At 70.2% G+C, this 12,379-nt stretch carries 7 protein-coding genes; 5 read left to right on the top strand and 2 right to left on the bottom strand.

Annotated features, from left to right (window positions below; translation table 11 throughout):
• Positions 1-267: 267 nt before the first annotated feature.
• The 5 genes from eccCa to ACH4SP_RS33950 are packed head-to-tail and all read left to right on the top strand — an operon-like array spanning position 268 to position 10,490.
• Positions 268-4,227 carry a type VII secretion protein EccCa gene (gene eccCa / locus ACH4SP_RS33970; RefSeq protein WP_398420750.1) on the top strand — a complete coding sequence of 1,320 codons (3,960 nt, stop codon included), beginning with the start codon at positions 268-270 and terminating at the stop codon, positions 4,225-4,227.
• Between the two features lie 41 nt (positions 4,228-4,268).
• A complete protein-coding gene (locus ACH4SP_RS33965; RefSeq protein ID WP_398420748.1) occupies positions 4,269-4,706 on the top strand; it encodes an SseB family protein in 438 nt (145 codons plus the stop codon).
• On the top strand, positions 4,703-5,392 hold the full coding sequence (locus ACH4SP_RS33960) for a hypothetical protein (protein WP_398420746.1): 690 nt from the start codon (positions 4,703-4,705) through the stop codon (positions 5,390-5,392). Before ACH4SP_RS33965 ends, ACH4SP_RS33960 begins: the two co-directional genes overlap by 4 nt.
• Positions 5,392-10,137 carry a putative T7SS-secreted protein gene (locus ACH4SP_RS33955; protein ID WP_398420744.1) on the top strand — a complete coding sequence of 1,582 codons (4,746 nt, stop codon included), beginning with the start codon at positions 5,392-5,394 and terminating at the stop codon, positions 10,135-10,137. The genes ACH4SP_RS33960 and ACH4SP_RS33955 overlap by 1 nt, the downstream gene beginning before the upstream one ends.
• Entirely contained in the window at positions 10,134-10,490 is a 357-nt protein-coding gene (locus tag ACH4SP_RS33950) for a hypothetical protein (protein WP_398420742.1), read from the top strand. The genes ACH4SP_RS33955 and ACH4SP_RS33950 overlap by 4 nt, the downstream gene beginning before the upstream one ends.
• A 265-nt stretch (positions 10,491-10,755) precedes the next feature.
• On the opposite strand, the gene ACH4SP_RS33945 is transcribed toward ACH4SP_RS33950, so the two are convergent.
• Both ACH4SP_RS33945 and ACH4SP_RS33940 read right to left on the bottom strand, forming a co-directional pair.
• On the bottom strand, positions 10,756-11,040 hold the full coding sequence (locus tag ACH4SP_RS33945; RefSeq protein ID WP_398420740.1) for a transposase family protein: 285 nt from the start codon (positions 11,038-11,040) through the stop codon (positions 10,756-10,758).
• 250 nt (positions 11,041-11,290) lie between these two features.
• On the bottom strand, positions 11,291-12,076 hold the full coding sequence (locus ACH4SP_RS33940) for a maleylpyruvate isomerase N-terminal domain-containing protein (RefSeq protein WP_398420738.1): 786 nt from the start codon (positions 12,074-12,076) through the stop codon (positions 11,291-11,293).
• Positions 12,077-12,379: the final 303 nt, after the last annotated feature.

Below are 12,379 nucleotides of genomic sequence, written 5' to 3'. Positions count from 1 at the left end.
CCGGCCGCACGCCAGGTGCACACCGGTTGCACCCAGTTGCACACCAGGTGTCCGAAATGACCACCCACGGCACCGGATCGACCGACGAATTCCCAGTTGTCCTCAACCGCACTGTTTGCTCCCGCTGTTCGCGGGTGCGTACTCGCCGGGCGCCACCCTACCGCCGACCCGGGTACCGGTGCGCAAGTTAGGATCCCCGCGGGCAGAGTCGTCCGTCATGAGCTGCCAGGAGGAACGACTCCGGTCCGGTAGGGGAATTGGGGAGTTGTGAGCCAGATAGTCGTCAAGCGCCCGCCTCGTGCGCTGCCATCCGAAATTCCCGGCGAGCAGGTGCAGTTGCAACCGCCGCCGGAATTGCCGCGCGGTCAGCAGGAGGGCGCGCTGATGCAGATCCTCCCCATGCTGGGCATGGGCGGATCGGTGGTGTTCTTCTTCATGACCCCGAACCCGATCATGAAGATCATGGGCATGGTGATGGTCGCGGCGACCGTCGCCATGGCGGTCGCGATGCTGGTGCGCTACCGGCGCGGCACCCAGGGTGAGCTCGCCGACCTGCGGCGCGACTACCTGAAGTACCTCACCCGGACCCGGCGTACGGTCCTGGAGACCGCCCGGCTCCAGCGTGACGCGCAGTACTACCTGCACCCCTCCCCCGAGCAGCTGTGGGCGCTGGTCGCCGAGGGCAGCCGGGTCTGGGAGCGGCGGCCGGCCGACCCGGACTTCGGGCAGGTGCGCGTGGGTCTCGGCAGCCAGCAGCTCGCCACTCCGCTGATCGCGCCGGAGACCGCGCCCGTCGACGAGCTGGAACCGCTCACCGCCGGGGCGATGCAGCAGTTCCTGAACGTGCACAGCACGCTGGACGGGCTGCCGATGGCGGTCTCGCTGCGGGCGTTCTACCACCTGACGGTGAGTGGCGACCCGGAGTGCGTACGGTCCACCGCGCGTGCCGTGGTGGGTTCGCTCGCCGCGCTGCACTCCCCCGAGGACCTGGTGATCGCCGTCGCCACGGACCGCAGGCACGCCCCCGAGTGGGAGTGGGCGAAGTGGCTGCCGCACGCACAGGCCGCGGGAGACGGGGACGGGGCGGGCAGCCGCCGGCTGGTCGCCACCGGTGTCCAGGAGCTGGAGGACCTGCTGGCCGGTCGGCTCGACGGGCGGCCCAGGTTCCAGCCGGGCGGGCAGCCGCTGCTTGAGGAGCCGCACGTCGTCGTGGTGATCGACGGTCTTTCCGTGCCGCCGATGTCGCGGCTGGCCTCCCCCGAGGGGCTGCAGGGGGTCACCGTCGTCGAGGTCGTACCGGGTGAGATGACCGGGGCGCGGGGCGGCCTTTCCGTCGTCGTACGGCCGGATGCGCTGCGTCTGGAGTCCGGGCACGGCATGGTGTACGACGGTGCGCCGGACGGTCTGAGCCGGGAGGCAGCCGAGGCGCTGGCCCGGCAGCTGGCCCCGCTGCGGATGGCGTCCGGCGGGGACGACGACGAGCCGCTGCTCGCCAATCTGGAGTTCACGGACCTGCTGGGCCTCGGCGACGCGGCGGGCGTGGACGTCGCGCGCACCTGGCGGCCGCGCTCGCAGGCGGAGCGGCTGCGGGTGCCGATCGGGGTCGGCGAGGACGGCACGCCCGTGATGCTCGACCTCAAGGAGGCGGCGCAGGAGGGCATGGGCCCGCACGGCCTGTGCGTCGGAGCCACCGGTTCCGGCAAGTCGGAGCTGCTGCGCACGCTCGTGCTCGGGCTGGCCGTCACACACTCCTCCGAGACCCTCAACTTCGTCCTCGCGGACTTCAAGGGCGGTGCGACCTTCGCCGGAATGTCGCAGATGCCGCACGTCGCAGCGGTGATCACCAACCTCGCCGACGACCTGACCCTGGTCGACCGGATGGGCGACTCGATCCGCGGCGAGCTCAACCGCCGCCAGGAGATGCTGCGCGACGCGGGCAACTACGCCAACATCCACGACTACGAGAAGGCGCGCGCGGCCGGCGCCCCGCTCCAGCCGATCCCTTCCCTCGTCCTCGTCATCGACGAGTTCAGCGAGCTGCTGACCGCGATGCCGGACTTCATCGAGATGTTCGTGCAGATCGGCCGCATCGGCCGCTCGCTGGGCGTCCATCTGCTGCTCGCCTCGCAGCGCCTGGAGGAGGGCCGGCTGCGCGGTCTGGAGACCTACCTCTCCTACCGTGTCGGCCTGCGCACCTTCTCCGCCGCCGAGTCGCGGGCGGCCATCGGCGTCCCGGACGCCTACCAGCTGCCCAACGTCCCCGGCTCGGGCTATCTGAAGTTCGGCACGGACGAGATGGTCCGCTTCAAGGCCGCCTATGTGTCGGGGGTCTACCGGACCGGCTCCGAGCGGCCCGCGGCGGGCGGCACGCTCCGGGTGGACCGTGCGCCCGCGCTGTTCACCGCGGCCCCGGTGCCGGTGCGCTATCTGGCGCCCGCCGCGGGTTCCCGCAGCGAGGGCGGTCCCGCCCAGGACGACGCGCTCGCCGACACCGTCCTGGACGTGATCGTGCGGCGCCTCGAAGGGCGCGGCGCGGAGGCGCACCGGGTGTGGCTGCCGCCGCTGGACAATCCGCCGACGCTGGACGAGCTGCTGCCGGGCCTCGCGGGCGTACCCGGGCGCGGGCTGACGCAGCCCGGGTACGAGGGCGCGGGGCGGCTCGTCGTACCCCTCGGCGTACTGGACAAGCCGTTCGAGCAACGGCGGGACACCCTCTACCGGGACTTCTCCGGAGCTGCGGGCCACATGCAGATAGTCGGCGGCCCCCAGTCCGGCAAGTCGACCCTGCTGCGGACCCTGGTCACGGCGTTCGCCCTCACCCACACCCCGCACGAGGTCCAGTTCTACGGGCTCGACTTCGGCGGCGGCGGACTCTCGGCGGTCGCGGGACTGCCGCACGTCGGCGGGATCGCCTCCCGCCTGGACCCGGAGAAGGTCCGCCGTACGGTCTCAGAGGTGTACGGGATCATGGCCCGCCGCGAGGAGTACTTCCGCTCCTCGGGCATCGACTCCATCGCCACGTACCGCAGGATGCGGGCGCGCGGCGAGATATCGGTGGCCGACCAGCCCTGGGGCGACGTCTTCCTCATCCTCGACGGCTGGGGCAACTTCCGTACGGAGTACGAGGGGCTGGAGCAGCTCGTCCTGGAGATCGCGGCGCGCGGACTCGGCTACGGCATCCACCTCGTCCTCACCGCGTCCCGCTCGATGGAGGTGCGTGCCAACCTCAAGGACCTCCTGATGAACCGCCTGGAGCTGCGGCTCGGCGACACGATGGACTCCGAGATCGACCGCAAGGTGGCCGTGAACGTGCCGCCGGGCGTGCCGGGGCGCGGCATCGCGCCGGAGAAGCTGCACTTCATGGCGGCGGTGCCGCGCATCGACGGCATCAACTCGGACAGCGAGCTCTCCGACGCGTCGACCGCCATGAACCGTGAGGTGGCCCGGCACTGGACGGCCCCCGGCGCCCCCGCCGTACGCCTCCTGCCGCGCGAGCTCCCGCTCTCCTCCCTCCCGCACGGCAACGCGCACCCCGAGCGCGGCATCGCCTTCGGCATCGACGAGAACCTCCTGGAGCCGGTCTTCGTCGACTTCGACCAGGACCCGTTCTTCCTGGTGTTCGGCGAGAGCGAGACCGGCAAGACGAACATGCTGCGCATGGTGATCAAGCAGCTGACGGAGCGCTACGACCCGTCCGCCTGCCAGTTCTTCGTCATCGACAACCGGCGCGGCCTGCTCGACGTCACCCCGCCCGCGCACCTCGCCGAGTACGTGCCCATGTCCAACAACATGGAGCACCACGTGGACGCGCTCGAAGGCCTGATGAAGCGCCGCACCCCGTCCGCCGACGTCACCGCGCAGCAGCTGCGGGACCGCAGCTGGTGGCAGGGTCCGAACGTGTACGTGATCATCGACGACTGGGACCTGGTCGCCACGTCGAGCGGCAACCCGCTCGCCGCTCTCGCCGAACTCCTCCCCTTCGCCAGGGACGTCGGCGTCCGCTTCGTCATCGCCCGCAACACGGCGGGCGCGAGCCGCGCCGCGTACGAACCCTTCATGCAGCGCATGCAGGAACTGGGCGCCCAGGGCGTCGTCCTCTCCGGCGACCCGAACGAGGGCGACGTACTGCAGGGCGTACGCCCGCGCCCGATGCCGACGGGACGGGGCATCTTCGTCTCGCGGAGGCGGGGGAAGCCGTTGGTGCAGACGGGGTTGGTGGACGGGTGAGGGGGGCCGGGGCAGGGGGCACTGCTGGTGCGTCCGACGCCGTGTCCGACTCTGCGGATGGCTCCGCGGATGACTCCGCATCTGACTCCGCGTCTGACTCCGCGTCTGACGCGGCCGCTGTCACCGCTGCGAAGCGGGGATTCGCCGCGCTGCTGGGCGAGTTCCGGCGCACTGCGGTACTGGTTCCGCTCGACTCGTTAGAAAGCCTGTGGACCGCCGAGTGGGGCGGGGTGCGGTGGATCTGCGCGTTCTCCGACGAGGCGGCGCTCGCCCGGTTCGCGTTCGCTCAGGGGGACGCCGGGCGGGAGTGGACGTACCGGACGGTCTACGGCGCGCGGCTTCTGGACGTGATGGTGCCCGCGCTGGGGGTGCCCGCGGGGGTGGCGCTGGACGCGGGCAGCGAGGACGGGGCGCTGTTCCCGCCGGTGTCCGGCGTCGTACCGGACGAGGTCGCGGTGGATCTCGGGGGTGCTCGGTGAGCGGAGAAGAGCCGGATCTGGCGGCGGCGCAGCCCGCACTCGCGCTGATCGCGTCCGGGATCAACGCGGCGCTCGCCGAGCTCAAGGAACAGAGCATGGTCGGCGAGGCGACCATGGGCCGGGGGTTCTCCGATCTCACCCTGTCGGGGCTGGAGTTGGGGCACGGCGGGCTGACGGCGGAGTTCAAGACCTTCTGCGAGCGCTGGGAGTGGGGCGTACGGGCGCTGATGATGCGCGGCAACGACTTCGCGCTCGGCGTCGGGCTTTCGGCGGGCTCCTTCCGCGAGCAGGAGCAGTACGTCAAGGACACGTTCAAGTTCGCCGTGAACGGCATGAACGGCAATCCGCACCTGACCGAGGAGCAGGTCAAGGAGAAGAGCTGGGACGAGATCCGCAGCCAGAACCAGTTCAGCGGCGCCGACTGGAGCCCGGGGTCCTTCCTCAAGGCGCACTCCGAGGTGGAGGAGACCTGGCAGAACACCGGGTACGACGTGACCGCCACCAACGCGGACTGGATGGAAAGGACCGGGCTGATCGACGAGGGCGAGCGGGACGCGGCGCGGGAGAAGGCCCGCGACCTGTTCGAACCGACCGAGGCCGGGGTGGCCCGGCAGCGCGGTGACGAACCGGAGCAGCCGGGCGCTGCCGAACAGGGCGGGGACCAACAGGGTGGGGGCGGACGCTGATGTCGGACTTCGTGGACGGGCTCGGCAAGGCGCTCGGGGACGGGTACGACAAGGTCCGCGAAGGCGTCGACTGGGGCAAGGAGAAGCTCGGCGAGGGCGTCGACTGGGCAACGGACAAGGCCGGCGACGGCCTGGAGCACGTCGGCCTGGAGAAGGCCGGCGACGCCCTCAAGGACTGGGGCGACGGCGTCGCGTCCGAGCTGGGCGCCGAGGTCCGCGAGCAGCAGCTCGGCCAGACCGAGGACCCCACCGAGCTGATCCACGGGAAACCGGCCGATGTCCGGGCGACGGCGAAGAACCTGCGGGACTTCGCCGCCGCGTTCGGCCGGGTCGGCGCGGGCATGAAGCAGCTGGACTCCAGCCACTGGAAGGGTGTGGCCGCCGATACGTTCCGGCAGAAGTTCGCACCTCTGCCCACCGACTGGCTGCACGCGGCGGACGCCTGCACCGACGCGGCGAAGGCCCTGGAGTCGTACGTCACCACGATCATCTGGGCGCAGGGTCAGGCGCGGGAGGCGATCGCCCTCCACAAGGAGGGCCAGGAGGAGTCCCGGACGGCCCACGCCACGTTCGAGGAAAAGCGCGTCGCCTACAACGCGGCCCGCAACGACCCCAACCCGCCGCCCCGCCCGGCCCCCTTCGTCGACCCGGGCACCGCGAAGACCACCCGCGCGCAGGAGATCCTCACCGCCGCCCGCAGCCAGCGCGACAGCGCCGCCGAAACGGCGCAGAAGGCGATCACCGCGGCCCTCGCCCACGCCCCGAAGGAACCGACGGGCCTGGACCGGCTGAAGCTGGACGGCACCGACGCGATGATGGGGCTGAACGTCGAGGCGACGCACTTCGCGGGCGGCATCACCAAGGGCGTCATCGGCCTGACGAACTTCGTCCGCAGCGTCAACCCCACCGACCCGTACAACCTCTCCCACCCGGCCGAGTACTACAAAGCCACCAACATGACCCTGGCCGGCCTGGCCACCACCGCGGCCCACCCGGACCGCGCACTGAAGGGCATGTGGGACACCGCGAAGGCGGACCCGAGCGAGTTCCTGGGCACGCTGGTGCCGGAACTGATCGGGACCAAGGGTGCGGGGATGGGGCTGAAGGGGGCGAATACGGCGCGGAAGGTGGCGCAGGACATGGGCAGGGGGGCCGGCCCGGACGGTCTCGGCCAGCCGGGGACCGCACGCGGGCCGCTGCAGGCCGACCCCAACGCGCCGACCCGTCCCAAGGCTCCCCTCAAGGACGACCCCACGGACCCCATCGACCTCGCCACCGGCGTGATGTACCTCCCCCAGACGGACATCACTCTGCCCGGCACTCTCCCGCTGGCCTTCACCCGCCGGGTGGCCTCCGACTACCGGGCGGGCCGCTGGTTCGGTCCCTCCTGGTCGTCGACCGCAGACCAGCGCCTGGAGATCGACTCCGAGGGCGTCGTCCTGGTCTGCGAGGACGGCCTCCTCCTGCCCTACCCGCACCCCGCCCCCGGCGTGCCTGTCCTTCCCACTCACGGCCCGGCCCGCCCCCTGGACACGGACGCCGCCGGAAACTACACGGTCACCGACCCGGACACCGGCCGGGTCCAGCACTTCACGACCACCGGCCCCCACCTCGCCCTCCTCACCCAGATCGACGACCGCAACGGCAACTGGATCACCTTCGAGTACACGGACGAATCCGTCCCGACCGCCATCGTCGACAGCGCGGGCCGCCATCTGTTGCTCACCGCCGAGCAGGGCCGCATCACCGCCCTGCACCTGGCCGGTGCGGCTCCCGACGGCTCGGACCAGGAGATCGTCCGGTACGGCTACACCGAAGGCCACCTCACCTCGGTCACCAACTCCTCAGGCCTCCCGCTCCGTTTCACGTACGACGAGCACGCCCGCGTCACCTCCTGGACCGACACCAACACCAGGCAATACGACTACTCGTACGACGACCAGGACCGCTGCATAGCCGAGGGCGGCACCGAGGGCCACGTCGCGCTGCGCGTCACGTACGACGACATCGACCCGGAAACGGGCCTGCGCATCACGACGGCCACCACCGGATCCGGAGCCGTCCACCGCTACCTGGTCAATGACGTGCATCAAATCGTCGCCGAGATCGACCCGCTGGGATCTATCACCCGCTACGAACGCGATCGCCGCCACCGTCTCCTCTCCCGCACGGATCCGCTGGGACGCACGACCCGCTTCGAGTACGACACGGAGACGGGCGGCGTGACCCGAGTGGTCCGCCCGGACGGCCGGGAGGCCACCGCCGAGTACAACGCGCTCGGGCTGCCGGTGCGGGTGACGGGCCCGGACCGCCTGACGACCCGCCAGGAGTACGACGAGCGCGGCAACCGCACAACGGTGACCGACCCGTCCGGGTCCACCTCCCGCTTCTCGTACGACGAGGCGGGCCGCCTCCGCTCCGTCACCGACGCCCTCGGCAATACGAGCCATGTCCGTACGGACTCGGCGGGCCTGCCACTGGAGATCACCAACCCCCTGGGCGCGGTCACCCGCTACACCCGCGACGCCTTCGGCCGCCCGACGGCGATCACGGATGCCCTTGGCGCGACGACTCGCCTCGACTGGACGGTCGAGGGACTGCTCGCCCGCCGCACCTCCCCGGACGGATCCACCAACTCATGGTCGTACGACGGCGAAGGCAACTGCACCCGTCATACCGACGCCACGGGCGGCGTCACCCTCTTCGAGTACACCCACTTTGACGTGGTCACTGCCCGCACGGATCCGGACGGAGGACGCCACGAGTTCACCCACGACCACGAGTTGCGCCTCACCCAGGTCACCGACCCTCGCGGCCTCACCTGGCAGTACACCTACGACCGGGCGGGGCAGCTGTCCACGGAGACGGACTTCGACGGTCGGACCCTCAGCTACGTCCACGATGCGGCCGGACAATTGACGAGCCGCACCGACGCGCTCGGCAGAACCATCACGTACGAGCGCAACGCCATGGGCCAGGTGAAACGCAAGGATGCGGCCGGCGACGTCACCACCTACGCATACGATTTCACCGATCAACTCGCCCAGGCCGAGAGCCCGGACAGTTCGTTGACCCTGCTGCGAGACCGGCTCGGGCAACTGCGCGCGGAGGCGACCGACGGACGAACACTGAACTTCACCTACGACGGGCGGGGACGTCGCGTCAGCCGAACAACACCGGGCGGCGCACAGACCACCTGGTCCTACGATCCGGCCGGCAACTGTTCCCAGATGAACGTCGCAGGCCAAACCATCGACTTCCAGTACGACGCGGTCGGCCGCGAAACAGCCCGCACCGTCGGCCATTTCGCCACTCTGTCCAGCACCTACGACGAGGCCGGTCGGCTGGTGGCACACTCGGTCACGGGCGGGCCCGACCACCGGCTCGTCCAACGGCGCGCCCACACCTACCGCACCGACGGTGTCCTCACAGCCGTCGACGACCTGCTCGAAGGCTCACGCCGATTCGACCTGGACAGCGTTGGCAGAGTCACGGCTGTTCACTCGGCGAACTGGACCGAGACGTACGCTTACGACGCCGCGGGGAACCAGTCCTCGGCATCTTGGCCCGCAAACCATCCCGGTCACGAGGCCACGGGCAGCCGTGTATACAGGGGCAACCGGCTCGTCCGGGCCGGTTCGGTCCGCTACGAGCACGACGCGCTGGGACGCATCACCCTGCGGCAGAAATCCCGCCTGTCCCGCAAACCGGATACGTGGCGGTACGAGTGGGACGCCGAGGACCGGCTGAGGTCCGTCGTCACCCCTGACGGCGTCCGGTGGCGCTACACATATGACGCGCTGGGCCGACGCACGGCGAAGCTGCGCATGAGCGACGACGACTCGACAGTGATCGAACGCACCGTGTTCACCTGGGACGGCACCACGCTGTGCGAACAGACGACCGTGTCGGCCCAGTTGCCCAGGCCGGTCACTCTCACATGGGACCACCGCGGCTCGCGCCCGCTCAGCCAGACGGAACGCATCACCTCGGCACAGAAGCCCGCCGACGAAGTTGCCTCAAGGTTCTTCGCGATCGTCACGGATCTGGTCGGCACACCGAGCCAGCTCGTCGACGAGCAAGGAGAGGTCGCCTGGCATGCCCGCAGCACGCTGTGGGGTACAACGACCTGGCCCGCGGGCAGTAGCGCCTACACGCCGTTGCGCTTCCCCGGCCAGTACTTCGATCCCGAGACCGGGCTCCACTACAACTTCCACCGCTACTACGACCCGGAGAGCGCCCGCTACGTCTCTGCCGACCCGCTGGGACTCGCCCCCGGTCCGAACCCGTCGGTCTACGTACGCAATCCGCTCGGCTGGAGCGACCCGCTGGGGCTCGCGCCCGTGGAGTGTCCCCATGCATGGCGCACAGGACCGGACGGACCGCACAACGCGGCCAACGGCGAACGCCTGCAGGGGCAACTTCGCGAAGAAGCCGGGCCGGTGGGCTCCATCCAGAACGTCGACGACATCATGAACAACCCCAACATGCTGTCCGGCGGGGTAACGCCCGACCAGGTCAGAGGGGCAGTCGTCAACAATCCCGGATGGCGCGAGGAAGCCCTGGGCCGCGGTGGACACGCCGGGCAGGGCTGGGTGCTGCGCGAATACAATGACCGCGGTGACCCCACCGGCCGCATGCTCCGTTGGCACCCCGGTGGGGGCCACCACGGCGAGGGAGCGTATTGGCGCGTCAAGGGGTGGGAAGGCAACCTCGGGGGCGACGCAGAAGGGATCATCAGGTGAAAGCCGACGTGGCCATCGGCCAACTCGAGCAGGCGCTGAACCGCCTTGCCTGGGGAGCGGACCAGCAGCTCGAACACCTTGGGCGATGGGGGGTCGGTCCCGACGAGCTGGCGCTGGAATTCGACGACGCCTTTCGTGTCGTTCCGGGTCTCGTGTCCCAAGGCCTGCTGCCCGATTCCGTCACCGCACTGCTGCAGCCGGTGGACGACGCCCTGGCCGCGATGACCGATGCCTCTGGCAATGAGTGGACGAACGACGCGATGGCGCAGTCACCGACCTGGAGCCTCCTGCGCCGCACGGCCCAGGAGGCGCTGGACGGCTTGCGCGCGGCGACGGACGGGCTCGATCCCTGACCTGCCCGGGCGTTGTACCGGGAGCCATCTGCGCCGCCGACACTTTGTGGGGCTTTCAGGGTGCGGCACAGCCATCCCGTAGTTGTGGTCTGCCCCGGTCGCGGGCCGAGTCCAGCGTGCCGTCCACGATCCACATCCGATCCACCGCGTCGGCCGGGGAGACGGGCGCGCGGAGAGGTCAGCACTGTGGGGACGGTGAAAGTCGGTGAGCGTTCTTCAACCTCAGGTAAGAACGTGGTGAAGGACGAGGACGGCCTTCACTGCGTTAGTTGATCCGGTTGATGCTGCAGCGGCGTCCCCGGAGGAGGCACCAGCCCTTCAGGGTGGCCATGGCTCGTTCTCCGAGGCAGCGGATCTTGGCGTGGGCGGTGTCGTGGCGGCGCTTCCATCCCTTGAGGCGGCGGCCTCGAAAGGGCACCCGGACGGGTCCGCCGACTCCTTGGTATGCCTTGTCCGCCCAGCGCTTGAGGTGCGCATCGATGAGGGCTTCGATGATCCCGTGCTCTCGCGCGGCGGTGAGGTCCTGAGCCGATCCGGGCAGAGTCGGCAAGGCACGGATCACAGTCCGAGGAGGTGGTCGACCTTGCCGGACTTAATGTCGCGGATGAGGTTGCGCAGCTTCGTGGGTGTCGGTGAGGCGTTGCCTCCGCATCGCGGGGTCAAGTCGTGGGTGACGCTGCCGAGTTGATGGGGATGGTGCGGGCGGGGGGCCGTACCGGCACATGATTCGGGGTGACACCCGCCCTGGTGTGCTGCCGAGCAGTGGGAAGTTGCTGGCGGCCTTGCCCGGACCCGGTGTTCTACGCTTCCGGCTCCCAGGCCCAGAGCAGGTCGAGCAGGCGTCGGTTGCCGTCGAGCTTCAGGGAGTCCACCGGGGTGCGACCGTACAGGGCCAGGACCAGTTCGCCAGCCGTGCCTTGGAGGGAGGCGTCGGGCGCGTTCGGGGCCTCCCCGACAGCCGTGGTGGGGAGGTGGGTGATCCGGGCGCCGTCGGAGGAGAGTGAGAGGTGCCAGGAGTGGCCCTCGGTGGCGTGGGTGGCGACCGCGGCAGGCTTGTGCGGCCAGGGGCTCGTCGTTGCGCAGCAGGTGGACAGGAACTCGTCGACGCCGTCGAGTGCCACCTCGTCCGGCAGCGACTGCGGATGCGGGGCGCCCACGGCGAGCTGGGCGTCGTAGGTGTGCACCGCGATCTCCTGGAACTGGTACCGGGCGACTGCGCCGGACGTCTGCGGCGACTGCGACGCGCCCCACCACGTCCAGCAGCCACGATCCGGGCCGGCCTCCCGCAGCGCGTCCAGCAGTTGCTGCGTCGACGCAGCCGACCAGTCCAGCAGGGCCTCGCGGCCCTGGGGTGCAGCCGGGGCGCCCTCCGGTGCGGACTTGGCGGCGGCAGGGCCTGCGGCGACCGTGGCTGCCCAGGCTTGGCGGCCCTCCCCCAGGTGCTGCACCAGATCGAACAGCGTCCACTCAGGACAGGTCGGCACCTGCGCGTCGAGGCTGGGCGCGGCGGCGACCGCGGCGCGGAAGGCGGTCGACCGTTCGTCGATCAGTCGCAGGAGGGCGGCGAACTCAAGTGGCGTGGTCACGCTGCCTCTCCATCACCACGTTCCGATGATCGAACAGCGATTCTCACTGGCGGCGGGGTAGGCCCAGTGCGGGCCCCGCACCCTCGGACGACGCGGTGTTCTGCTCGGATCGAGCGAGTCTCAGCCAAGACGGGCACGGGCGCATTTCAGGGGCGTCAGGCCCACAGGTCGTGCACCGATGGACCCGACGCGAGACCTTCGGGCCTGGCTCATTCCTGCCGTCATCTCGTCCTGGCTTCCGGGCCTTTCGAGGTACTCAGTCGCGCTCAGGCGCACTGGGCCGCGCTCGGCCGCGTGGTCGTG

The organism is Streptomyces sp. NPDC021093 (genome assembly GCF_044333135.1).
Taxonomy (GTDB): Bacteria; Actinomycetota; Actinomycetes; order Streptomycetales; family Streptomycetaceae; genus Streptomyces.
This window is presented reverse-complemented; position numbering and strand designations above follow the sequence as displayed.

Coding starts and splice junctions, on each gene's coding strand:
- ACH4SP_RS33955 (WP_398420744.1), top strand. CDS start 5,392: ATGTCGGACTTCGTGGACGGGCTCGGCAAGGCGCTCGGGGACGGGTAC.